Raw genomic sequence first — 23,342 nt, forward strand, 5'->3', positions numbered from 1 at the left:
TCGGGTCCGTGTCGGGTCCATCACGACCGCGCGCAAGGGCGCGCGATCCGGGAAATAGGGTTCAGGCGGCGTCGGGCTTGTTGGTGTCGTCATCGGCGCACAGCGGGAAGCCCAGGGCCTCGCGCGACTCGTAATACTTCTGCGCGACGTTTCGCGACAGCTCGCGTACGCGCAGGATGTAGCGCTGGCGCTCGGTGACCGAGATCGCGCCGCGGGCATCCAGCAGGTTGAAACTGTGCGAGGCGCGCAGCATCTGTTCGTAGGCCGGCAGCGGCAGGCCCAGCTCGATCATGCGGTCGCTCTCGTTCGCATGCTGATCGAAGGCGGCGAACAGGGAGTCGCGGTCGGCATGCTCGAAGTTGTAGGTGGACTGCTCCACCTCGTTCTGGTGGTAGACGTCACCGTAGGTCACCGGGCGGCCGTCCGGGCCGACGGTCCAGACCAGGTCGAACACACTCTCCACCCCCTGCAGGTACATCGCCAGGCGCTCCAGCCCGTAGGTGATCTCGCCGGAGACCGGGTGGCAGTCCAGCCCGCCCACCTGCTGGAAGTAGGTGAACTGGGTGACCTCCATGCCGTTCAGCCAGACCTCCCAGCCCAGGCCCCAGGCGCCGAGGGTCGGGGATTCCCAGTTGTCCTCGACGAAGCGGATGTCGTGGGTCAGCGGATCGAAACCCAGCGCCTCCAGCGAACCGAGATAGAGGTCCTGGATGTCCGGCGGCGACGGCTTCAGCAGCACCTGGAACTGGTAGTAGTGCTGCAGGCGGTTGGGGTTGTCGCCATAGCGACCGTCGGTGGGGCGGCGGCTGGGCTGCACGTAGGCCGCGCGCCACGGCTCCGGCCCGATCGAACGCAGGAAGGTCGCCGGATGGAAGGTGCCGGCCCCCATCTCCATGTCGTAGGGCTGCAGGACCACGCAGCCGTGGTCGTTCCAGTAGTCCTGCAAGCGACGGATCAGGTCCTGGAAGGTGGGGCTGCTGCTGGACGGGGTGCGTTCGTGCGCCATGCGGGATCCCGGGTCAGGGCAAAGCGGACAGTATATCGGCCCGGCTTCGGCCGCGGCCACCGTCAGGGTCAGCGCGAAACACGGAGACGCCCGCGCGAGTCGGCGCTTTCCCTGTGGCGGCAGACGGTTTTGCGCCAGCCGGGAAGGCGCCCATACTGGAGGCTTGATCCGGTTCGGGAGAACCGCCCTGAGCGAGCCCCACGCCAATTCGGAGCCGACGGTGACCGCGGAGAACGGTCAGCGCTACCGCGACACCCGCCGAGTGACGCTGGTGGGCGCGACCGTGAACAGCTTTCTGGCCGTCGCGCAGCTACTTAGCGGCTGGCTTCTGAACTCGCAGGCGCTGGTCGCGGACGGCGTGCATACGCTGTCGGACCTCATCACCGACGGTGTCGTGCTGTTCGCGGCGCGCAAGGCCGCGGCGTCCCCCGACCAGGACCACCCGTACGGCCATGCCCGCATCGAGACCCTGGCGACGGTGATCGTCGGGGTCTTTCTGGCCCTTGCGGGCCTGGGGATCGCCTGGGCGGCGGGCAGCCGGCTGGTCGAGCCCGAGGCTATGACCGGCCCCGCGAATATGGCGATCTTTTTTGCCGCGCTGACCCTGGTCGCAAAGGAGGGCCTGTACCAGTACACCCACCGGGTGGCGAAGCGCCTGCGTTCGCGGATGCTGGATGCCAATGCCTGGCACCACCGAACGGATGCGATCTCGTCGCTGTTTGTGCTGGTCGGCGTGGGCGCGGCGGTCGCCGGCTTCCCGTGGGCGGATGCGCTGGCCGCGCTGATCGTCGCCCTGTTCATCCTGCACATCGCCGGGCGCCTGATCGTGCGCGCCGCGGCGGAGCTGATCGACACCGCTCTGGAGCCGGAAAAGGTGGATCGCATTCACCGCACCATCCTGGACGTGCCCGGGGTGAAGGATGCGCACATGCTGCGCACCCGCCGCCACGGCAGCGACGTGGTGGCCGATGTGCACATCCAGGTCGCGCCGATGATCTCGGTCTCCGAGGGGCATCGGATCGCCGATGCGGTGTTCCATTCGGTGACCGACGAGCATGACCGGGTCAACGACATCACGGTGCACGTAGACCCGGAGAATGACGCGGAGCAGGCGCGCAGCTCGACGCTGCCGTTGCGGCCGGTGCTGGTGGAGGCCCTGCGCGAGGCCTGGGCCGACACCCCGGAGCTGGACGCGGTGGAGCACCTGTCCCTGCACTACCTGGGCGGCCGGGTGCACATGACGCTGACCTTGCGCCTTGACGGGGCAACCGCGGCTCCGGACCTGGAGGCGCGGGCCCGGGCCCTGGCCGACCGGCTGCACGCCCACCCGCAGGTGGGCGACATGCTGGGCGAGGTCACGCTACTCTATCGTCCGTGCACTCATTAGGTGCGGCACACCCCATCAAGCACCATCTTTGTGCATATACGGCACCATGATGGTGCAGAAGGGAGGCGGCGCGGCACCCGGGGTGCCCGTTTTTCGCGCGCCCGGGCCGAATCGGGCCGGATGGCATGATGCCTGCATAATGACCCACGAAGCCGTGCAGGGGCCAACAGGCCGGCCGGCCAAAATCGAAGACTCAAGTGAAGACCAAGGAGACCCCCATGTCCGCAGCCGACGTGCTGAACCAGATCAAGGAAAAGGAAGTGCGCTTTGTCGACTTCCGCTTTACCGACTCCAAGGGCAAGGAACAGCATGTGACCATGCCGGCCCACGACATCGACGAAGAGACCTTCGAGGAAGGCAAGATGTTCGACGGCTCCTCGATCTCCGGCTGGAAGGGGATCAACGAGTCCGACATGATCCTGATGCCGGACGCCGAGTCGGCCGTGATCGACCCGTTCTTCGAAGACATGACCATGAACATCCGCTGCGACGTGGTCGAGCCGGCCACCATGCAGGGCTACGACCGCTGCCCGCGCTCCCTGGCGCGCCGCGCCGAGGCCTACCTGCAGAGCACCGGCATCGCCGACACCGCGCTGTTCGGTCCGGAGAACGAGTTCTTCATCTTTGACGACGTGAAGTGGGGTACCAGCCTGTCCGGTTCCTACTGCCGCGTGGACTCCCAGGAGGCGTCCTGGAACTCCGAGCGCGTCTACGAGGACGGCAACATCGGGCACCGCCCAGGCGTGAAGGGCGGCTACTTCCCGGTCCCGCCGGTCGACAGCCTGCACGACATCCGCTCCACCATGTGCGAAGTGATGACCGAGATGGGTCTGGAGACCGAGGTGCACCACCACGAGGTGGCCACCGCCGGCCAGTGCGAGATCGGCGTGGGCCCGGCGACCCTGACGCAGAAGGCCGACGAGGTGCAGATCCTGAAGTACGTGGTGCAGAACGTGGCCCACATCCACGGCAAGACCGCGACCTTCATGCCCAAGCCGATCGTCGGCGACAACGGCTCCGGCATGCACGTGCACCAGTCGCTGTCCAAGGACGGCAAGAACCTGTTCTCCGGCGACCTCTACGGCGGCCTGTCCGAGACCGCGCTGTACTACATCGGCGGCATCATCAAGCACGCCCGCGCGCTGAACGCCTTCACCAACCCGTCCACCAACAGCTACAAGCGTCTGGTGCCGGGCTTCGAGGCGCCGGTGATGCTGGCCTACTCCGCCCGCAACCGCTCGGCCTCGCTGCGCATCCCGTTCGTGATGAACCCGAAGGCGCGCCGGATCGAGCTGCGCTTCCCGGACTCCACCGCCAACCCGTATCTCGCATTCGCCGCGATGCTGATGGCCGGCCTGGACGGCATCCAGAACAAGATCCACCCCGGCGACGCGATGGACAAGAACCTCTACGACCTGCCGCCGGAAGAGGAAAAGGGCATCCCGCAGGTCTGCCATTCGCTGGACCAGGCGCTGGAAGCCCTGAACCAGGACCGCGAGTTCCTGACCCAGGGTGGCGTGTTCACCGACGACATGATCGATGCCTACATCGACCTGAAGATGGAAGACGTCACGCAGATGCGCATGACCACCCATCCGATCGAGTTCGACATGTACTACAGCCTGTAAGGCGTCCGCTTCCGGCCCCTCGGGGCCGCGAGGCCATCCGCCGCCGCGCCCTCCGGGGCCGGCGGCTTTTTTGTGTCTGGGGGGTTCCACGGGGACCGGCGGGCCAAGCCCCGTTCGTCATCACCGCCGGCGATGCCGGATCGGGCATTTCGGGCAGCACAAATGAAAGGCCCCGCGGATGGTCGATCCGCGGGGCCTTCTCGTGTGGCACCGGAAGGACTCTCCCGGGCCTCTGACCGTTCATCGGCAATCAGGCGTGCCAGCCGAACTCCTCGGCCTTCTGCTGTGCCAGCGCCGGGATGTCGGTGGCCACGAACTTCTCGTACAGCACCTGCACCCCGATCATGTGGTTGATCACCGCGTCCAGCTGGACCTGGGTCGCGGCCGGGGTGGCCTCGGACTCGTGCAGCTCGAACACTTGGCGCACGCCCTCCGGATCCAGCAGACCGGCCTCCTCGACCTTCTCCGGCGCGAGGTAGCGATCGGCCAGGGCCTTCATCGCCGCCCACTTGACCGGATCGGTATGCGCCGGCGGGGCCATGAACGCGAACTTCTCGCGCTCGTAGAGCACCTTCGGCAGCAGGCCCTTCATCGATTCGCGCAGCACGTACTTCTCGGTCGGGCCCTTGATGCGCATGGTCGGCGGCAGGTGGGCGGCGAACTCGGCCAGGTGGTGATCGAGGAACGGCGGGCGCGCCTCCATCGAGTTGGCCATGTCCATGCGGTCGCCGCCCCAGGTCAGGATCTGGCCTTCCAGCATGGTCTTGATCCAGACGTACTGGGCCTTGTCCAGCGGGTGCCGGCCTTCCAGCATGTCGTTGTCCAGGGCATCGGCGATCGCCTTGCCCGGCTGGTAGCCCTGCATGCGCTCGCGGCGCTTCGGATGCAGCAGGCCCGGCACGTGGTCAGACGCGGCCAGCCACGGCTGCAGGCAGGACGGGGTGAAGCCCATCATTCGGGTGAACTCGGGGTCATCCACCTCGTCCTCGGCCAGCATCGCGCCGGAGACCAGCTCGTTGGACTCGTTCAGCATCTGCTGCCAGGCCTGACGATCGGCCTCCGGCAGGGTATCCAGCCCGTGCAGGAACATGTCGCGGCGGAACGCCGGGTAGCCGCCGAACAGCTCGTCCGAGCCCTCGCCGGTGACCACCACCTTGTAGCCGGCCTTGTTCACGTGGCGGCTCATCAGGAGCTTGGCCACGCCGAGGGTGTTGTAGATGGTGCGCTCGGCGTGCCACAGCGCCTCTTCGAAGTTGTCGTAGAGGTGGTCGGCGTTCAGGGTCATGATGTCCTGATCGGCGCCGACACTCTCGGCCATCTCGCGGGCGATCGCGGTCTCGTCGTAGTCGTCGTTGTCGAAGCCGATGGTGAAGGCCTTGACCGGCGACTGCTGGCTGGCCGAGGCCAGCCCCAGGGTGATGCAGGAGTCGATCCCGCCGGAGAGGTAGCAGGCCACCGGCACGTCGGCCTCCAGGCGCAGCTGGACGGCCTCCATCAGCTTCTCGCGCACGCCCTCGATCCAGTAGTTCTCGTCGGTCTCGCTCTCGGGCGGGCGCTCGGAGGCCAGCGGGAAGTCCATGTCCCAGTACTTCTCCTGGCGGATCTTCAGCTTGCCGTGGGCGCGCTCGACGATGACCATGTGGCCCGGCTTGACCTGCTGGATGCCCTCGAAGGCGGTGGTGCCGGGCACCATGGTCTGCATCAGCTGGTGGTACAGGCCATCATCGGAGAACTGGCGCGGCACATCGGGGTTGGCGAACAGCACCTTCAGTTCGGAGCCGAACACGAAACTGCCGTTGGCCTCGGTGAAGTACAGCGGCTTGATGCCGAAGCGGTCGCGGATCAGGATCAGCCGGTCGTGCTTGCGGTCATACAGCGAGATCGCGAACTCCCCGCGAAAGTGCTTCACCGCGTCCTCCAGCCCCTCGCGCTGGTACAGGTGCATCACCATCTCGGAATCGCTCTTGGTGCGGAACTTCACCCCGCGCGAGGTGAGATCGGTGCGGATGCGCTTGTAGTCGTACAGCTCGCCGTTAACCGCGGTCATAATCTCGCCGTTGGTCATGCAGAACGGCTGGCGCCCGCGGTTCTCGTCGAGGTCGATGATCGACAACCGCGCGTGGGAGAATCCCACACCACGGTCGTCCTGCGTCTTGTAGCCAAAGCCGTCAGGACCGCGGTGATACTGGATCGCGGCCATGTTGACCAGGGTCTGCGGGTCGACCTTGCGGTCCGGGTCGGCGTGAAAGATTCCGGCGATGCCACACATGGCATGTCTCCTTGGTTATCCGTTCGGTGCGAGCGGGGCGCGGCCCGGTCCGTTCCGGCGCGCCACGCCACTCGCGGTTCAGTTCAGTGCGAGGTTCAGTCTTCCGGGGTGTCCATGACCGCGCTGATACGGCGGACCACGCTGGTCAGCAGCGCCATGCGCACGAACACCGCCCCGCGCGCCTGGGCGAAATACCAGTTGTGCGGGGTGTCATCGAGGTCCGTCGACAGCTCCGCACCGCGCGCCAGCGGGTGCATGATGATCGCGCCCTTTTTCAGCGGGGAGTTGCGGTCCAGCTTCAGGCCCTCACCCATGGACTCGAAGGTATCGCCCACCCAGGCGATGGCGTTGATGTACACCACGTCCAGCTCCGGCAGCACCGGGTCCAGCTCGTGCACCACGCGCAGGTTCAGGCCGGCCTCCGCCAGTTCCTCGCGCTGGCCGGGATCGAAGTTCTCGTCCTCGCGCGAGATGATCACGACCTCTTCGATCGCCTCGGGGAACAGGCTCAGCAGGCGCAGCAGCGAGCGCACCGTACGCATGCGCGAGGGCACCCCGATGATGCCGACCTTGATGCGGTCCTCCGGGGCGACCGGGCCGGTAAACAGCTCCGGGCGCCACTTGGCCAGGGTGTAGACGTCCGCCAGCGCCTGGGTCGGGTGCTCGTCGATGCCGTTGCCGGCGTTGACCAGCGGGATGCGCAGGTTCTCCAGCATGTTGTGCGCGGCCTCGCCATCGGAGGAGCGCAGCACCAGCACGTCGCCGTAGTTGTTGAACATCTCGGCGATGTCCGCCAGCGACTCGCCCTTGGCGATGCCGGTGCTCTTGGGGTCGGTGATCGACATCACCGCGCCGCCAAGCCGGTGCCAGGCGCTCTCGAACGACAACCGCGTGCGGGTGGACGGCTCGTAGAACGCGCTGATCAGGATCTTGCCCGCCAGTGGCAGGTGCATCAGGGCAGGCGTGGTCTCGTACTGCGCGGCCAGCCGGAACAGCTGCAGCAGTTCCTCGCGGTTGAACTGCTGGCTGGAGACCACGTGTGCGGCGGCCAGCTTCAGCAGCGGATCCGGGTCTTCCTCCACCGCATCCAGCAACGCCCGCGGCCGGTCGGTACCGGCGGCGCCGTCTTTCGGGTGGAGCACGTGCAGGGGATCTTCGGTGTAGTTCACCAGAGGCGTCCTTTTTTCCAGTCGCGGATAAACAGGGCAATCAGCAGGATCGGGGTCAGCGTCGCCACGCTGGTGGCGATGACCACGATCACGGACAATGCGGTTGTCGAGATGGTCATGCCGGCACCTCGGCGTCGGAACGGGCCAGCCGGCCCCAGTCGAACGGCCGCGGCATCAGCCAGGTGGTCAGCACCATCACCGCCAGCGAGACGGCGGCCCCGACCAGCGCGGCCACGTAGAACCCGATCAGGAAATAGCTGGCCAGCCCGATACCGGACCCCAGTATCATCGACCAGGCGGCACCCTGCGGGTTCGCCTGCTTCCAGTACAGGCCGGCGACGATCGGCCAGATCGCGGAGGCCACGAAGGCCCCGGTGAAGTACAAAAGCTCCGCCAGCGAGCCGACGATCGGGATCTCGCCGCGGTAGCTGGCCGCCAGCCAGGTCAGCAGCCCCAGTAGCACCACGATCACCTTGGTCGCGTGGAACTGGTGCTGCTCGCTGGCCCGCGGACGGATGTGGCCGCGGTAGATGTCGCGGGTCACCAGATCGGACGTGGCCGCCAGCAGCGAGTCGAGGCTGGAGGCCAGCGCGGCGAAGACCACGATGAACACGACGATCGCACCGGTGAGACCCAGCACCTCGGCGGCCACCAGCGGCCCGACCATGTCCGCGGCGGGGACGTTGATCCCCAGCGCCGGCGTAGCCAGCGCGATAAAGCCGGCAACAATCGGGATCGGCAGCCACAGCAGGCCGCCGAAGAGATAGGCCCGAAAGCCCACGTTGCGGCCGAAGGCGAAGGCGCGCGACCACCAGACGTTGGAGTGGAAGATCTCGCCCACGCCGAACAGCAGGTTGTTGAACAGGAACATGATCGCGGCCGGGAACAGCAGGCTCAGCAGTTCCGGGCGCTCTTCCATCAGGTTGAAGTGGATCGCCTCGAAGCCGACCTTGTCGATGGTCAGCCAGGCGATGAACGCCGCGCCCGCGACAATGATGACCGTCTGGATGAAGTCGGTCCCGATGACCGCGCGCAGACCGCCCAGCAGGGTGTAGATCACGCAGACGGTCAGGATCACGGTCATGCCCACGCGATAGTCGATCCCGGCCAGGGCATTGATCAGCACCCCGCCGGCCATCGCCATCGAGACCAGCCAGCCAAAGGCGTAGATCAGCGAGACCACCAGGAACACGCGCCAGGTGAAGGTGCCGAAGCGCAGGCGGATGAAGTCCCCGGAGGTGAAGCCGCGCGGCATCAGCTCGCGGATGCGTCGCGCCAGCGGCGCGAACAGGATCAGGCCCAGCGCACCCAGCGAATACCCGAGCATGCCCCAGACACCAAGCTGCAGCGCCAGTTGCGGGGCGGTCATCGTGGTATTGGCGGTGACCCAGGTGGCCATCGCGGTCGCGGTGGCGAGCGCCAGGCCGACATTGCGGCCCGCCAGCATGTGGTCCTCGGCGGTCTTGTTGCGACGACCCAGCCACCAGCCCAGCACCACCCAGAGGACGCTGAACGCCGCCAGCAGCCCCCAGGCAAGGGAGGTGGGCAGGATGGGGTCGTCGAGACCGGTCACGAGGCCTCCTGCACCTTCTTGATCTCGCGGATCGCCTCGTCCGTGGTCATCACCCGGGCGTAGCGGTCCTTGATGGTGGTGATCGTGGCCTTCTGCATCTCCGGCGTCACCGTGGCCGTGGCGTCGTCCATCAGGGTGACATAAAAGCCCAGGTCACAGGCATCCCGCACGGCCGTGGAGACGCACTCGTTGGAGTACACGCCCACGATGAACAAGGCGGAGATGTTCAGGTTGCGCAGGATGTAGTGCAGGTTGGTGGAGTTGAAGACCCCGCTGGCGGTTTTGTCCAGCACGATCTCGTCCCCCACCGGGGCCACCTGCTCGACGAACTCGGCGTCCTTGGAGCCGGGAGCCGCGTGCAGGTTCAGGCGCTTGTGGCCCGGGCTGCGGTCGCGGCCGTCGCGGGTCAGCGAGCGGATGCGGGTGTGGATCACCTCCAGCCCCTCCTCGCGGAAGGCGTCCTGCAGGCGGCGCACATTGGGCAGCACGGTCTGCTCGAGGCGGTTGAAGTAGTACTCCTGGGCCTCCAGCGGCACACCGGATTCGGCGGAATCCGCGAACACGCCGTGGCCCCGCGCGGCATCCAGGTACTGGAGGTCGATACACAGCAGCGCGACGTGGTGCTCCCGCAGCTCCTGACGCAGGACCGGCGTGGTGATCAGGCTCTCCTGGTACTGCTCGCGAAGCGGGTCCAGGGAGTCGTAGTCGGTCAGGCGGGAGACGTTGTTGTTGTCGGCCATTCCGGGCGTTTCCTTTCGTCGGGGTTTATTGCCGGGCCGCCAGCGCCAGGGCACTTTGCAGGGCCACGTTGGCGCCGATCTCGATGTCCTCCCAGTTTGTCCATTCCGCGGCGGAATGGCTACGCCCCTGGAGGCTCGGCACGAAGATCATGCCGGTACGGGTGATCCGGCTCATGCTCTGGGTGTCGTGGGCCGCGCCACTGGGCATGGTGATGTACTCCAGACCCATGCGCTCGGCCTGCGCCTCGATGGTCTGCACAATGCCGGGATCGCAGCGCACCGGGTCGATCTCGGAGAGCACGTCGAACTCGAACATCAGATCACGCCGACGGGCCAGGCTCGACAGGGTGCGACGGGCCGCATGCGCCAGCGCGGTCAGCACCTTTTCGTCGGTATCGCGCACCTCGAAGGAGAAGGTCGCCACCCCGGGCACCGTGTTCGGCGCCCCGGGCGAGAGCTCTACGCGCCCGATGGTGGCACGCGAATTCGGGCTGCCGTGCTCCTCCAGCAGGCGATCGATCTCGCCGCCGAACTCGGCCAGGCCCTGGAAGGCATCGATGCGCATGTCCATCGGCGTGGTGCCGGCATGGTTCGGCTGCCCCTTCAGGCGCACCTCCCACTTGAACAACCCGGTAATCGCCTCGACCACGCCCACGCTCAGGCCGCGCCGGTCGAGTACCGGCCCCTGCTCGATATGCGTCTCGATGAAGGCATGCAGGGTGTGCGGGTCGCGCCGTGCGCTCAGGGCGTCGTCGGCATTCAGGCCCCAGTTGGCCATGGCCTCGACCAGGGTCACGCCCTCGAGATCCCGGGCATGGCTGATACTCTCCGGGGTCAGCTTGCCGGCCATCGCCTGGGAGCCGAACATGCCACCGAAACGACCCTCTTCGTCGGTGAAATCGATCACCTCCAGAGGGTACTGCAGATCGACCGCGTTCTCCTTGGCCGTGCGCAGCACCTCCAGCCCGATCAGCACGCCCAGCGCTCCGTCCAGCGGGCCGCCCCCGGGCACCGTGTCCAGGTGCGAGCCCATGGCGACCACCGGGCGCTTGCCGTCATAGTCCAGCCGACCATGCAGGTTGGCGGCACCGTCCTGCCAGACGTCCAGGCCGGCGGCCTCCAGGCGACCGCGAAACCACTCGCGCCCGGCGCGGTCGCCCTCGCTGAAGGCGCGGCGATGCAGGCCGCGGTCGGCATCGCGGCCGATCTGCCCGAGGTCGTTGATGTCCTGCTGCAGGCGCTGCATGTTGATCTTGAGATCCGTCATGGAACCCTCCGGAAACGGGTCCGTCCCTGCTACGCGAGGGCGGGGCCTCGGGCGTATCGGCAGGACGGACCGGGTGAATCAGTCGCGCGGACGCCCGCGCAGGATGGCCCCGATCAGGACCAGGAAGACGATCGCGCCCACCGCGAAGAAGCCGAAGGCGCGGGTCAGGCTGTGATGCTCCACCGTGACGGTGGTCTGGTCGGCCCAGGCATCCGCATCCGCGGCGCGCAGGCGGAACCGGTACTCGCCATCGGGCAGTCCGCTGATGACGGTGCTGGTATCACCGCCCTGGTAGATCACGCGGGCATCCGCGTGATCCGGCCCCGAGGCCTGCTCCAGCACCACCGCCGCATCCGCCTCCCAGGCGAGGGTGAACCCGCCATCGGTGGCGCGCTCCGGCGGGGCGTCGAATGCCGGCTGGGCGCCCGCCGCAAGCGGCAGGAAGAACATAATCGGCAGGAGGGAACGAAGGATGCGCATCGGAACCTCCGGACGGGCCCGGGCTCAGGCCTTGCCGTCGAACGGTTGCAGCCCGGCCCGAGGCTCGGTGGTGTTCATCGCCTCGACCAGCAGGTCGAGGTTCTGGTCGAGTTCCTCCAGACACCCCTTCGGCAGCGACTGCAGGGCCCGGTTCAGTTCGCCTTGCGGCGCGGCCGGGGCCTGGTCCAGCAGTTCGAGGCCGGCATCGGTGACATAGAGCCGCACGATGCGCTGGTCCTTTTCCGGACGGCGGCGCTCGATCAGCCCGCGGTGCTCCAGCTTGTCCAGCAGGTTGGAGGTCGTGGAGGCATGCACCGAGAGCCGACGCGACAGGTCGCTGACGTTAAGCCCCGGCGTGCGCTGCAGCTCCCACAGGGCCCACAGCTGCGAGGCGCTGATCCCACAGGCCCGCTCGACCGTGCGCGAGTGCCCCTGCAGCGCGCGGATGATCACCCGCAACTGGCGGATCACCGAACGCGCCAGATCCGGCTCGCCACTCGTGCCGGCGGCGGCACCGGATTCGTTGTCGTGTGCCTGGGGCACGGCCTGGGTGGATGTCATCAAAACTTCCCGCAATTGAATCACTCGTTTAGTTATTTTTGTACAAAAATAGTTCCATTGCAACTTACGCACCGGCTGGCGAAATCCCGCCATGGGCTCTAAACAAGTGGATTGGGGAGCCTGCCCCAGCCAGAAGGCCGCCCCGGTAGGCCGGGCGCCGGTCGGCTGAAGGCCCTCGCGCGAGAAAAGGAACACGGGGCGGGTGTCGTGGTCACACCACAGTGCGCCGGGGCTGCGTATCGTGTTTACAACGCATCGGCCCGCGTGGTCCGCAGACCACCGGTTGCAGCCCGGGACGCACCGTGCACTTCGTGTCCGCCCGGTAAGGCCACTGGCGACACCCGAACCGCCTGACCAGAAGAGGAATCGCAATGAAGAAGACGATGAGCTGGACCCTGGCACCCCTGTCCGGTGCCGTTGCCCTGGCCCTGTTCCTGGGCCCGAATGTCGCTGCCGCCGAATACGACAGCATCCAGGTCGGCAACCTGTCGATCGGCGGCGCCCTGCGCGCCAACTACACCGTTGGAGACTACCCAGGCGATGACTATCGCCGGGACTGGGACAAAGGTGGAAATTTCCTTTTAGACACGGCCCGGATCAACCTGGACTACGAAAATGGTCCATGGCTCGGGAAGCTGGAGTATCGCTGGTACAGCGCAGCGGGAGACTCTTACAACATGCTTCACACTGGTTGGGCCGGTTACAACTTCGAAAATGGAAGCCAACTCCAGGTTGGGGTTAATCGTGCTCCCTTTGGCCCAGGCGCCTACGGCGTCTCGAAGAGTTGGTTCTTCGACCAACATTATTACATCGGACTTTCCGACAACATGAATCTTGGTGTCAAGTACACGATCCCGTTCGGCGACTGGACTTGGGATGCGGCATACTATTATTCCGATGCGGGCCATTATTCAGGAAGCTCCAATGACAGTGCCCGGTATTCGTATGACATAGTCAATGAACTTGGCAATGGGTACGAAGAACGAAACCAAGCCAACATTCGGGGCATCTACGCCATTCCAGGAACCAGCCATGAGGTTGGCTTCTCGGCTCAGTACGGCGAACTTGATAGTCAAGGGCCGCAGAGCGACGGGGACATGTTCGCCGTGTCTGGCCACATGTCAAACACTTGGGGCAACTGGACACTGGACAGCCAGCTTACTTACTACAAGTACGACGTTGATGAACACGAAGTGTTCAGCAACAATGGGGAAGTCGTAACAACGGACAAACTTGTACAGTTTGGAGCATACAACTTCGCCAATTCGGTAGCAGCCGAGGGCTGGGTCCCCGCATTGTCACTCAGCTACTTTAAAGAAACACCCTCAATTTCTTGGCTTGACTCGGTCACCCCATATGCGGAATACAGCTCCGTGATCAAAAGCGAGAGCGGCTTCAACGATAGTGAGCTCTTGGTGCTTGGCGCCGCGTGGTCTCGGGGGAACTGGTATATCTATACTGACGTAGCATTCTCCAACGGCAACGAGTTTGTCGGTTTCGACGCGGACTTCTTTGATCGTTTCGGCGAAAACCAAGACGATAATTGGCAGACTCGAGTGAACATCAATTTCGGGTATTACTTCTAAACGGGATAGGTAAAGTTGTCACCCAACGGCCTCGGCCATCGGCGGTGGAGCCCGCACCAACTGGTGCGGGCTTTTTTGCATCCGCGAGATGCAGTTTGCGTGCGACGCGGTTATTCGCGGGCATGGACCGCGGCGAGGTCCGAACGCCCGGGCTGGGGCATGCGGTCGGGATTGGCCCAGCGCATCAGGGCGAAGGCGAGCAGGATGGTGGGGATGCCGATCAGGGCGGAGCTGGCGAAGAACCAGACCCAGCCGATGTGCTCGGCGAGTACGCCCGTGAAGCCGGCGAGGAACTGCCCGGGCAGGGTCATGATGGAGCTGAACAGGGCGTACTGGGTGGCGGTGTAGGCGCTGTTGGTGAGGCTGGAGAGGTAGGCGATGAACACCGAGATCGCCATGCCGCCGGAGAGATTGTCGGCCATGATCGCGAACACCAGGCCATAGGTCTCCGGCCCCAGGGTCGCCAGCCAGGAGAAGGTCAGGTTGGTCAGCGGGGCCAGGATCGCGGTGGCAATGAGCATGCGCATGATGCCGAAGCGCACGACCAGCAGCCCGCCGAGGGCCGCGCCGGTCAGGGTCATGGCCAGGCCGAAGGCGGCCGCGATGTTGGCGATCTCGTCCTTGGTGAAGCCGATGTCCAGATAGAACGGATTGGCCATTACGCCCATGAAGATATCGCTGATGCGGAACACGGCGATGAAGGCGATCACCACCAAGGCGATCTTCCCGAAGCGCTGCCAGAATTCGACGAACGGGCAGATCACCGCGCCGATGAACCAGGCCTTCAGGCCGCGCCACCAGCCCGTATCGGAGGTGTTGTTGAGGTAGTGGACCACGCGGTCCTCGAGGCGGGCCGTGGCGGAGTCGCGCCGGGCCACCTCGGGTTCGCGGACGATCAGCGTGCAGACGACGCCCACCAGCATCAGGGCGGCCATCGCGCCGTAGGAGAGGCTCCAGCTGCCGATCGCAGCGATATGCAGCGCCCCGGCCCCGGCGGTCAGCAGGGCCACGCGATAGCCGAACACGTAGGCGGCGGCCATCGCGCCCTGGCGCTCCTGGCTGACGGCCTCGATGCGGTAGGCATCGATGGCGATGTCCTGGGTCGCGGCGCCGAAGGCCGTGAGTACGGCCCAGACGGCCACCAGCCAGAGCTGCTCCGTCGGGTCGGTCAGGGCGATCCCGGCCAGGCCCAGGATGATCACGGCCTGGGCGAACAGCATCCAGGCACGGCGACGCCCGAACACTCGGGTCAGGACCGGCAGGGCGAGGCGGTCGACCACCGGGGCCCAGAACACCTTGATGCTGTAGGCCATGCCCACCCAGGAGAGGAAGCCGATGGAGGCCAGCTCCACACCAAGGTCGCGCAGCCAGGCGGTGAAGGTGCCGCCGGTCAGCAGCAGCGGCAAGCCCGCGGCAAAGCCGAGGAACAGCATGCCGATGACCCGCGGATGGCGGTAGACCGCCAGGGCCGCGCGCCAGTCGCGGCGCGGGGGCCGTTGCGCTTCGGCGGCGTCGGTCATGCGCGGCACAGGCCCCGGTCAGGGCTGGTAGTCATAGTCGATCCAGAACGGCGCGTGGTCGGAGAAGCGATCGTCGGTGTGGATGTACGGATCGCGCGCGGTGGCGGCAATGCCCGGGGTGGCGATCTGGTAGTCGATCCGCCAGCCCACGTTCTTGGCCCAGGCCTGGCCGCGGTTGGACCACCAGGTGTACTGCTCGGGGCGCTCGTCCAGTCGGCGGAACACGTCGACCATGCCGATCTCGTCGAACAGGTGGTCCAGCCAGGCCCGCTCCTCCGGCAGGAAACCGGAGTTCTTGCGGTTGGACTTGTAGTTGGTGAGGTCGATCTCCTTGTGGGCGATGTTCCAGTCGCCGCAGATGACCCACTCACGCCCGTCCTGCATGCGTTCCGCCAGCCAGGGGCGGAAGAACTCGAGGAAGCGCCACTTGGAGTCCTGGCGGTGATCGCCCGAGGAACCCGAGGGCAGATACAGCGAGACCACCGACAGGTTGCCGAACCGCATCTCGGCATAGCGGCCCTCATTGTCGGCCTCCTCGAAGCCAATGCGGGTGATCACCTCGTCCGGCTGGCGGCGGCTGTACAGGGCCACGCCGCTGTAGCCGGGCTTCACGGCGTCGACATAGACGCTGTGGTAGCCGGGTGGATGGAACGGCTCGCCCTGGATCTGATGGATCTGGGCCTTGGTCTCCTGGATGCAGACCACATCGGCCTCGGTGGACGGGAGCCAGTCGAAGAAACCCTTGCGGGCGGCGGCACGGATGCCGTTGGCGTTCATCGAGAGTATGCGCATGGCGGGGAACAATACCCGTGCGCGCGGGCGCGGAAAAGGCCCCGGGACCGCACGGATGCCGGATCCGCAAGCGGGTGTGTCAGAATACGGCGTTTCACGACCGGAGCCGCCCCGATGACCGCCCACGCCTTTCTGGAATACGCCCTGCAACGCGATGTCCTGCGCTTTGGCGAGTTCACACTGAAGTCCGGACGGGTGAGCCCGTACTTCTTCAACGCGGGGCTGTTCAATCGCGGCTCGGACCTGGCGCGGCTGGGCGAGTTCTACGCGCAGGCGATCAGGGATTCCGGTATCCAGTTCGACCTGGTGTTCGGTCCGGCCTACAAGGGCATTCCGCTGGCCGCGGCGGTCACCGAGGCGCTTTATCGCGACCACGGCATGGACCGCCCCTGGGCCTTCAACCGCAAGGAGGCCAAGGATCACGGCGAGGGCGGCAACATCGTCGGCGCCCCGCTGGAGGGTCGGGTGCTGATCGTGGACGACGTGATTACCGCCGGCACCGCGATCCGGGAATCGGTGGACCTGATCCGGGCGGCCGGGGCCACCCCGGTCGGCGTGGCGATCGCGCTAGACCGCGAGGAGCGCGGCCGCGGCGAGCGCTCCGCGATCCAGGAGGTCGAGGCCGATCTGGGCCTGCAGGTGGTGCGCGTCGCCCGGCTGGGCGACTTGGTCCGCATGCTCGAGGAGACCGGCCGCGCGCCGGAACACCTGGAGGCCCTGCGCGCCTACCGCGCCGAATACGGCGTTTAGGGAGAGGCGTACCGCCGCATCGATGCCCGCCCCGTCGCTGCGAGGAACGCAGCGACGAAGGGCAAAAGCAGCAAAGCTGCGTTGAACGGCCTCAGGCCGACCCGCAGGGCGAGCGAAGCGAGTACTCTCCGACCGGAACCACGGGTGGCTGGATCGGTCCGGTGGCCTTTTTGCAGCGCTGGGCGATTGCTGCGTCGGCTGCGCCTCCTGGTCATGACGGGAGGTTGGGGGATGCGGCGCGGTGCGGCATACGCCGCCCCGGACTACAGGAGCTCGGTGTCGTCGTGCGAGTACGCCGGCGAGCAGCTGCACAGGATATGCAGGGGCTCGGCGCCGGTGTTGCGGATGTTGTGCGGCGTGCCGGGCGCGATGCAGACCGTGTCGCCCACCGTGACCGGGAAGGTCGCCTCACCCAGGCGCATCTCGCCCTGGCCGCGCGTGACGTGATAGAGCTCCTCGGTGCGCGCGTGGCGATGCAGGCGCGTGATCGCCCCTGGCTCGAGCACGGCCTCGGCCAGGCTCTGGGCGGCGTTGCCGTGCACATCGGGGTGCATCAGCTCGCGGATCTCGGAGCCGTCCTTGGTGTCATAGGCCGGGATGTCGGCGTAGCGCGTATGCATCATCGGGCTCACGCGGACTCCGGCACTTCCTCGAGCAGCAGGCTCTGGCCACCCATCGCGGCGGGCTTGGGCACCCCCATCAGTTCCAGCACGGTCGGGGCGACATCGGCCAGGCCGCCGCCGGTGCGCAGGCGCCAGCGCTGGGAGTCGGTGATCATGCACATCACCGGGTAGATGGTGTGCTGGGTATGCGGGGCGCCGGTCACCGGGTCGACGTATTCGTCGCAGTTGCCGTGGTCGGCGGTCACGATCGCGGAGTATTCCAGCTCCCGCGCGGCGTCCAGGACCCGACCGACCTCCTGGTCCAGGGTCTGGACCGCCTGGATCAGCGCCTCGCGCTTGGCGGTGTGTCCGACCATGTCGCCGTTGGCGAAGTTGACCAGAATGAACCCGTAGCGCCCGCTCTGCATCGCCTGGATGGTCTCGTCGGCCACCTCCTTGGCGCTCATCTCCGGCTGCTCGTCGTAGGTATCCACGGACGGCGAGGGGACCATCACCCGCTGCTCGCCGGCGTAGGGCTCTTCCTTGCCGCCGTTGAAGAAGAAGGTCACGTGGGCGTACTTCTCGGTCTCGGCGCAATGGAACTGAGGGATACCGGCGGAGGCGATGGTACTGCCCAGGGTGGTCGACGGGCGCTCCGGGGGGAAGGCAATCGGTGACAGGAAGCGCGGGTCGTACTCGGTCAGGCAGGTTTCCGCCACGGGGTGGAAGTCGCCGCGGTCGAAGCCGTCGAAGTCGTCCATGCCCAGGGCGGCGGTGAGCTGACGCGGGCGGTCGTTGCGGAAGTTGAACAGCACGCAGACCGCGTCCTCGCCCAGCGGGGCGCCGCCGTTGATGATGCGCGGATTGATGAACTCGTCGTCCTCGCCGGCCGCGTAGGCGGCCTCGATGGCCTCGCGGGCGGACCCGACGGACTCGCCCTCGGCATAGGCGATCGCGCGGAAGGCCTTCTCGGTGCGCTTCCACCGCTTGTCACGGTCCATTGCGTAATAGCGGCCACAGACCGTGGCGATGGCGCCGCCGGCGTTGGCCAGTTCTTCCTCCAGCGGGTCGAGGTAGTTCAGCGCCGAGCGCGGGGCGGTGTCGCGGCCGTCGGTGATCATGTGCACCATCGGCCGCGCGCCCTCGCGCTGGCAGATCTCGACCAGGGCGCGCAGATGGCGGATGTGCGAGTGCACGCCTCCATCGGAGACCAGGCCGATCAGGTGCAGGGGCAGGTCGTTGTTGGCGGCCGCCCGGGCGGCGCTGACCAGGGCGTCGTTCTCGTAGAAGCTGCCGTCGGCGATGGAGTCGTCGATGCGCACCAGGTCCTGGTTGATCACGGTCCCCGCGCCCAGCGTCAGGTGCCCCACCTCGGAGTTGCCCATCTGCCCGTCCGGCAGCCCGACCGCGCGGCCACAGGCATCCAGCGTGGTGTGCGTATGGGTCGAGAGATACTCGTCGAGACGCGGGGTGTCGGCCTCGGCGTAGGCATTGTTCAGCTTGGAGGGGTTCACGCCGACTCCGTCCATGACGATCAGCAGGACGGGGCGGCGGGGGGTGGAACGCGGATCGGCCATCGCGGGATCATTACCTGGGTCAATGGGTTACCCGGGTATTTTAGCAACTTCCGATGCTTGGCGGGGCGCCGGGCCGCACAAATCGCGGGCGCCCCGGCCGGTTCAGCGATCGCGTCCCGTGTCATCCGCCTCGGTTGAGGCGTCCCCGGGGTCCGAATCGGCGCCGGGCGGGGTGTCGTCGCCCGCCGTGCCGGACACCGCCGGTTGCTCTCCAGAGCCGGCGGGCGTGCCCCCGGAATCGCGGGCGGCCCGCTGGCGGCGCAGTTCAGCCTGCTCTTCCTCGATGCGGTCCAGCTCGGCATCCATTTCGTCATCGGTCAGCGGGGTGTACCCGGTGCGCGCGGCCGCCGTGGCACTTTCGCCCGCCCCGGCGGCGGTCCCGGTCGTCCCGGATGCCGTCGCCGCCGAACTCGTCGCGGCCTTCTTGCGCGATCCGCCGCCGCTGCCGCCACCCCGCGGCTTGCCACCACCCGGGCCGTCATCATCCGGGCCGTCGTCGTCGCCCGTGTCCGCGTCACCGCCCGCGCCAGCGCGGCGTTCGGCCTTCTTGCGCTCCATGATCCGCGACAGGATCAGGCCGATCTCGAACAGCAGCCACATCGGCAGCGCCAGCAGGGTCTGCGAGATGATATCCGGCGGGGTGAGCACCATCCCCACCAGGAACACCCCGACGATTACGTAGGGGCGCTTCTGCGCCAGCTTGGCCGGGGTGGTCGCCCCCATGGAGACGAGCAGGATGGTCGCCACCGGCACCTCGAAGGCAATGCCGAAGGCGATGAACAGCATGATGACGAACGACAGGTAGCGCGAGATGTCGGTCATCACCGACACGCCCTCGGGCGCGGTGGCGGTGAAGAACGCGAAGATCAGCGGGAACACCACGAAATAGGCGAATGCCATCCCGAGGTAGAACAGCATGGTGGACGAGGCCACCAGCGGCAGCGCCATGCTCTTTTCGTGGGCGTACAGGCCCGGGGCCACGAAGGACCAGACCTGGTACAGCAGGTACGGGATGCTGAGAACCACGGCCAGCAGCAGGGTCAGCTTGAACGGGATCAGGAACGGCGCGGCCACGTCGATCGCGATCATGCTGGTGCCTTCCGGCAGGTGCTGCATCAGCGGGTCGGCCAGCCAGGTGTAGATCGGGTTGGCGAACGGGAACAGGATCAGGAACACCACCAGGATGGCGATGAACATCCTGAGGATGCGGTCCCGCAGCTCGATCAGATGCGTGAGCAGGGTCTCGGTGGCTTCCGGACTCGGCTCGACCCCCGGTTTGGTCTTGCTCATGAGTGCTTGTCAGGGGTCTGGTCGTCGTGAGTGGTGTCGGTCGTCGAGTCCCGCGCAGGGCGCGAGCCCTCGTCCGCGGGATCCGGGGTCCGCGCGGGATCCGGGGTCCGGCGTTCGCGCACCGCCGGCTTCTTGCGCTCCGGACGCGGCCCGTCGGCCGCCCGTGCCTTCTGCTCGGCGGCCAGCGCCGGGTCGTCGGTCATCAGGTTGCCGTCCAGATCGCCCTGTGTGGGCACACGGCGCACCTCGGTCGGTTCGTCGGCTTCGGCGTCGGTATCCGGCGTTTCAGCGTCGCCACCGCGCACCGCCGCGTCGGGGCTGCGCATCGAGGGCTTGTCGCGCACCGCCGGCTTGGCCGGCTTCTTCTCGGCCAGTGCCTTCTGCTCGGAGTCCGAGAGGTGCTTGCCGGTCTTCGGCTGACCCTCGATGTCCTCCCGCAGACCGCGCTCGGTGTCCTCGAACTCCTCGCGCAGGCTGGTCTCGGTCTCGTCCATCATGTTCTTGAGCTGGCGGATCTCGCGATCCTGGCTCTTCAGCATCTTGCGCAGCTCGTCGGTCTGCAGCTCCTGCTCGAAATCCGAGCGCACGCTGTGGACGAAACGCCGGGTCTTGCCCACCCAGCGCCCGATCTCGCGCGCAAGCCCGGGCAGCCGCTCCGGCCCGACGACCAGCAGCGCCACCAGCACGATGATGATGATTTCCCAGAAGCCGATATCGAACATGGACTACCGCCGTTCGAGCCGGGCCACCGCGCCGGGCGCGAGGCTCAGGACTTCTTGTCCGATTGCGAGGCGTCGGAATCCTTTTCGCTGCTCTTTTTGACCTCGGCGTCGACCACGCGACCCTTGTCGTCGGTCTGGTCCTCGACCTCGCGCGTCTCGCCGTCTTCGCCTTCCTTCTTCTCTTCGGCGTCGGGGTCCTTGACCGCCTGGCGGAAGTTCTTCATCGCCGAACCGATATCCCCCCCCATGTTGCGCAGCTTCTTGGTGCCGAACAGCAGCACGACGATGAGCAGGATAATGAGGAGCTGCCAAATACTGATACCACCGATACCCATGGATTCTGTCTCCGGTAAAACAACTTTTGGGTAGCCTGAACGGCGCCAGGCCCATAATCAACTGTGCGGCACGCCGGGTCATGTACATGCTCGCGCCCGGATTGCTCTGGCGCGTGGACCCGACACGGTGACCGCAGTGTAGCCGAGCAACATGAACGAACGCTTTACCGGAGCCAGTCAAAGGCCGCCGGGAGATCATCAGTGATCGGAGCGACGTCCACTCGTTTCGCGCGCGGCCTTCTCCGCGACACCCGACAGGCCGAAACGTCGCGCCAGTTCGTCGAGGACATCGTCCGGGTGCCGGCCGCGCGCCGCGAGCACCACCAGGGCATGAAACCACAGGTCGGCCATTTCCGACACCAGGGCGTCGGTGTCGTCATTCTTCGCGGCGATCAGGGTCTCCGCCGATTCCTCGCCCAGTTTCTTCAGCATCTCGTCCAGGCCGCGCGCGTGGAGCTTCGCCACATAGGACTGCTCCGGGTCGGCCTGACGGCGCTGCTCGATGACCTCGGCCAGTGCGGCGAGCACCTCGGCGCCGGCGGGACGGTTGGGCGCGGACTCGGTCATTGCGTGGCCACCTCGGCATCGTTCGGTCGCACCGGCACACCGGCCGCCGCCATCGCGTCCTTGGCCTCACCCACGGTGTGCTGGCCGAAATGAAAGATACTGGCCGCCAGCACGGCGTCGGCATGGCCCTCGGTCACGCCCTCCACCAGGTGCTGGAGCTCACCGACGCCGCCGGAGGCGATGACCGGGATACCCACCGCGTCGCTGACCGCGCGGGTCAGGGCCAGATCGAAGCCGATGCGGGTACCGTCGCGGTCCATGCTGGTCAGCAGGATCTCGCCAGCCCCCAGGGCCTCCATGCGCTGCGCCCACTCGACTACGTCCAGCCCGGTCTCGCGGCGCCCTCCGTGGGTAAAGACCTCCCAGCGCGGTGGCTCATTCCCCGTGCTGACCTGCTTGGCGTCGATCGCGACCACGATGCACTGGCTGCCGACCCAGTCGGCGGCCTCGCGCACCAGCTCCGGGCGGTGCACCGCGGCGGTATTGATGGAGACCTTGTCGGCCCCGGCGTTCAGCAGGCGGCGGATGTCCTCGACCGCGCGCACGCCGCCCCCGACCGTCAGCGGGATGAAGACCTCGCGCGCGACCGCCTCGACCACGTGCAGGATGGTCTCGCGGTCGTCGCTGGAGGCGGTGATGTCGAGGAAGGTGATCTCGTCCGCGCCCTGCGCGTTGTAACGCCGGGCAATCTCCACCGGGTCCCCGGCATCGCGGATGCCGACGAAGTTGACGCCCTTGACCACGCGGCCGCCGTCGACATCCAGGCAGGGGATGATGCGCTTGGCGAGCATCTCAGCTCCCGGCGGCCGCGCGGGCCTCCTCCAGGGTGAAGGCGCCCTCGTACAGGGCCCGGCCGACGATCGCGCCGGTAATACCGTCTTCCTCGCGCGCCGCCAGGTTGCGGATGTCGTCCAGTGAACTGATACCGCCGGAGGCGATCACCGGCACGCGCACGTTGCTCGCCAGGCGTGCGGTGGCCTCCACGTTGGGCCCCTTCATCATCCCGTCGCGGGCGATGTCGGTGTAGACGAAGGCCACCACGCCGTCGGCCTCGAAGTGCTGGGCCAGGTCGATCACGTCGTGGTGCGAGAGCTTGGACCAGCCATCCACCGCGAGCTTGCCGTCCTTGGCGTCCAGCCCGACGATGATGCGGCCGGGAAACTCCAGGCACAGGTCGTTCACGAAGTGCGGGGCGCTGACCGCGCGGGTGCCGATGATCACGAACTCGACCCCGGCATCGAGGTAGGCCTGTACCGTGTCCTCGTCGCGCACCCCGCCGCCGATCTGGATCGGCAGGTCGGGGAAGGCCTTCGCGATGGCGTGCACCGCCTGGGCATTGCGCGGCTGGCCGGCGAAGGCGCCGTCCAGGTCCACGATGTGCAGGCGTTCGGCCCCGGCGTCCACCCAGCGCTTCGCCATCTCCACCGGGTCCTCGCCGAACACGGTGGAATCGTCCATGTTCCCCTGGCGCAGGCGAACGCACTTGCCTTCCTTCAGATCGATTGCGGGGATGACCAGCAT

The 23,342-nt window shown here is 66.8% G+C and carries 23 protein-coding genes; 4 read left to right on the forward strand and 19 right to left on the reverse strand.

Annotation, left to right across the window (positions count from 1 at the left end; all coding sequences use genetic code 11):
- Positions 1 to 61: 61 nt before the first annotated feature.
- Entirely contained in the window at positions 62 to 1,006 is a 945-nt protein-coding gene (glyQ, locus tag F614_RS0111420) for a glycine--tRNA ligase subunit alpha (RefSeq protein WP_019558923.1), read from the reverse strand.
- 163 nt (positions 1,007 to 1,169) lie between these two features.
- Here glyQ and F614_RS0111425 point away from each other — a divergent pair, with 163 nt between their 5' ends.
- Complete coding sequence (locus F614_RS0111425; RefSeq protein ID WP_019558924.1) at positions 1,170 to 2,393, forward strand: cation diffusion facilitator family transporter; 1,224 nt, start codon at positions 1,170 to 1,172, stop codon at positions 2,391 to 2,393.
- A gap of 218 nt (positions 2,394 to 2,611) precedes the next feature.
- Positions 2,612 to 4,021 (forward strand): glutamate--ammonia ligase, encoded by a 1,410-nt coding sequence (gene glnA / locus F614_RS0111430; protein ID WP_018867663.1) that lies wholly within the window; start codon positions 2,612 to 2,614, stop codon positions 4,019 to 4,021.
- 250 nt (positions 4,022 to 4,271) lie between these two features.
- Here the strand turns inward: glnA and asnB are convergent, their stop codons facing one another.
- The 8 genes from asnB to F614_RS0111470 all read right to left on the reverse strand — a co-directional run bounded on the left by asnB (position 4,272) and on the right by F614_RS0111470 (position 12,080).
- Complete coding sequence (gene asnB, locus F614_RS0111435; RefSeq protein ID WP_018867662.1) at positions 4,272 to 6,290, reverse strand: asparagine synthase (glutamine-hydrolyzing); 2,019 nt, start codon at positions 6,288 to 6,290, stop codon at positions 4,272 to 4,274.
- Positions 6,291 to 6,385: 95 nt separating this feature from the next.
- A complete protein-coding gene (locus tag F614_RS0111440) occupies positions 6,386 to 7,459 on the reverse strand; it encodes an aspartate carbamoyltransferase (RefSeq protein WP_018867661.1) in 1,074 nt (357 codons plus the stop codon).
- Positions 7,456 to 7,578 carry a hypothetical protein gene (locus tag F614_RS15060; RefSeq protein WP_018867660.1) on the reverse strand — a complete coding sequence of 41 codons (123 nt, stop codon included), beginning with the start codon at positions 7,576 to 7,578 and terminating at the stop codon, positions 7,456 to 7,458. Before F614_RS15060 ends, F614_RS0111440 begins: the two co-directional genes overlap by 4 nt.
- Positions 7,575 to 9,032 (reverse strand): sodium:solute symporter family protein, encoded by a 1,458-nt coding sequence (locus F614_RS0111450; RefSeq protein ID WP_018867659.1) that lies wholly within the window; start codon positions 9,030 to 9,032, stop codon positions 7,575 to 7,577. The genes F614_RS15060 and F614_RS0111450 overlap by 4 nt, the downstream gene beginning before the upstream one ends.
- Positions 9,029 to 9,772: a cysteine hydrolase family protein gene (locus F614_RS0111455; RefSeq protein WP_018867658.1), complete on the reverse strand. Its 744-nt coding sequence runs from the start codon at positions 9,770 to 9,772 to the stop codon at positions 9,029 to 9,031. Before F614_RS0111455 ends, F614_RS0111450 begins: the two co-directional genes overlap by 4 nt.
- Before the next feature lie 25 nt (positions 9,773 to 9,797).
- Positions 9,798 to 11,039 (reverse strand): Zn-dependent hydrolase, encoded by a 1,242-nt coding sequence (locus F614_RS0111460; protein ID WP_018867657.1) that lies wholly within the window; start codon positions 11,037 to 11,039, stop codon positions 9,798 to 9,800.
- A gap of 78 nt (positions 11,040 to 11,117) precedes the next feature.
- On the reverse strand, positions 11,118 to 11,519 hold the full coding sequence (locus F614_RS0111465; RefSeq protein WP_019558925.1) for a hypothetical protein: 402 nt from the start codon (positions 11,517 to 11,519) through the stop codon (positions 11,118 to 11,120).
- A gap of 24 nt (positions 11,520 to 11,543) precedes the next feature.
- Positions 11,544 to 12,080, reverse strand: coding sequence for a MarR family winged helix-turn-helix transcriptional regulator (locus F614_RS0111470; RefSeq protein ID WP_018867655.1), 537 nt, complete (start codon positions 12,078 to 12,080; stop codon positions 11,544 to 11,546).
- A 371-nt stretch (positions 12,081 to 12,451) separates the two neighbouring features.
- Here F614_RS0111470 and F614_RS0111475 point away from each other — a divergent pair, with 371 nt between their 5' ends.
- The gene (locus F614_RS0111475; protein WP_018867654.1) at positions 12,452 to 13,666 is read left to right on the forward strand and encodes a hypothetical protein; all 1,215 of its coding nucleotides are present in this window, start codon (positions 12,452 to 12,454) and stop codon (positions 13,664 to 13,666) included.
- A gap of 110 nt (positions 13,667 to 13,776) precedes the next feature.
- Here F614_RS0111475 and F614_RS0111480 read toward each other — a convergent pair whose 3' ends face one another.
- Positions 13,777 to 15,186, reverse strand: coding sequence for an AmpG family muropeptide MFS transporter (locus F614_RS0111480; protein ID WP_038035785.1), 1,410 nt, complete (start codon positions 15,184 to 15,186; stop codon positions 13,777 to 13,779).
- An 18-nt stretch (positions 15,187 to 15,204) separates the two neighbouring features.
- On the reverse strand, positions 15,205 to 15,978 hold the full coding sequence (locus tag F614_RS0111485) for an exodeoxyribonuclease III (protein WP_255349364.1): 774 nt from the start codon (positions 15,976 to 15,978) through the stop codon (positions 15,205 to 15,207).
- A 114-nt stretch (positions 15,979 to 16,092) separates the two neighbouring features.
- Between F614_RS0111485 and pyrE the strand changes: the two genes are divergently transcribed.
- Positions 16,093 to 16,728: an orotate phosphoribosyltransferase gene (gene pyrE / locus F614_RS0111490; RefSeq protein WP_018867651.1), complete on the forward strand. Its 636-nt coding sequence runs from the start codon at positions 16,093 to 16,095 to the stop codon at positions 16,726 to 16,728.
- A 263-nt stretch (positions 16,729 to 16,991) separates the two neighbouring features.
- Here the strand turns inward: pyrE and F614_RS0111495 are convergent, their stop codons facing one another.
- The 8 genes from F614_RS0111495 to hisA form a co-directional block, all read right to left on the reverse strand.
- A complete protein-coding gene (locus tag F614_RS0111495) occupies positions 16,992 to 17,348 on the reverse strand; it encodes a cupin domain-containing protein (RefSeq protein WP_026279305.1) in 357 nt (118 codons plus the stop codon).
- A gap of 8 nt (positions 17,349 to 17,356) precedes the next feature.
- Entirely contained in the window at positions 17,357 to 18,907 is a 1,551-nt protein-coding gene (gene gpmI / locus F614_RS0111500) for a 2,3-bisphosphoglycerate-independent phosphoglycerate mutase (protein ID WP_018867649.1), read from the reverse strand.
- 102 nt (positions 18,908 to 19,009) lie between these two features.
- On the reverse strand, positions 19,010 to 20,197 hold the full coding sequence (tatC, locus tag F614_RS0111505) for a twin-arginine translocase subunit TatC (protein WP_018867648.1): 1,188 nt from the start codon (positions 20,195 to 20,197) through the stop codon (positions 19,010 to 19,012).
- Complete coding sequence (gene tatB, locus F614_RS0111510) at positions 20,194 to 20,919, reverse strand: Sec-independent protein translocase protein TatB (RefSeq protein ID WP_018867647.1); 726 nt, start codon at positions 20,917 to 20,919, stop codon at positions 20,194 to 20,196. Before tatB ends, tatC begins: the two co-directional genes overlap by 4 nt.
- Positions 20,920 to 20,963: 44 nt before the next feature.
- A complete protein-coding gene (gene tatA / locus F614_RS0111515; protein ID WP_018867646.1) occupies positions 20,964 to 21,254 on the reverse strand; it encodes a twin-arginine translocase TatA/TatE family subunit in 291 nt (96 codons plus the stop codon).
- Between the two features lie 198 nt (positions 21,255 to 21,452).
- The gene (locus tag F614_RS0111520) at positions 21,453 to 21,821 is read right to left on the reverse strand and encodes a phosphoribosyl-ATP diphosphatase (protein WP_018867645.1); all 369 of its coding nucleotides are present in this window, start codon (positions 21,819 to 21,821) and stop codon (positions 21,453 to 21,455) included.
- Entirely contained in the window at positions 21,818 to 22,612 is a 795-nt protein-coding gene (hisF, locus tag F614_RS0111525; protein WP_018867644.1) for an imidazole glycerol phosphate synthase subunit HisF, read from the reverse strand. Before hisF ends, F614_RS0111520 begins: the two co-directional genes overlap by 4 nt.
- Before the next feature lies 1 nt (position 22,613).
- On the reverse strand, positions 22,614 to 23,342 hold the full coding sequence (hisA, locus tag F614_RS0111530) for a 1-(5-phosphoribosyl)-5-[(5-phosphoribosylamino)methylideneamino]imidazole-4-carboxamide isomerase (protein ID WP_018867643.1): 729 nt from the start codon (positions 23,340 to 23,342) through the stop codon (positions 22,614 to 22,616).

Source organism: Thioalkalivibrio sp. ALE12 (assembly GCF_000381105.1).
Classification (GTDB): domain Bacteria; phylum Pseudomonadota; class Gammaproteobacteria; order Ectothiorhodospirales; family Ectothiorhodospiraceae; genus Thioalkalivibrio.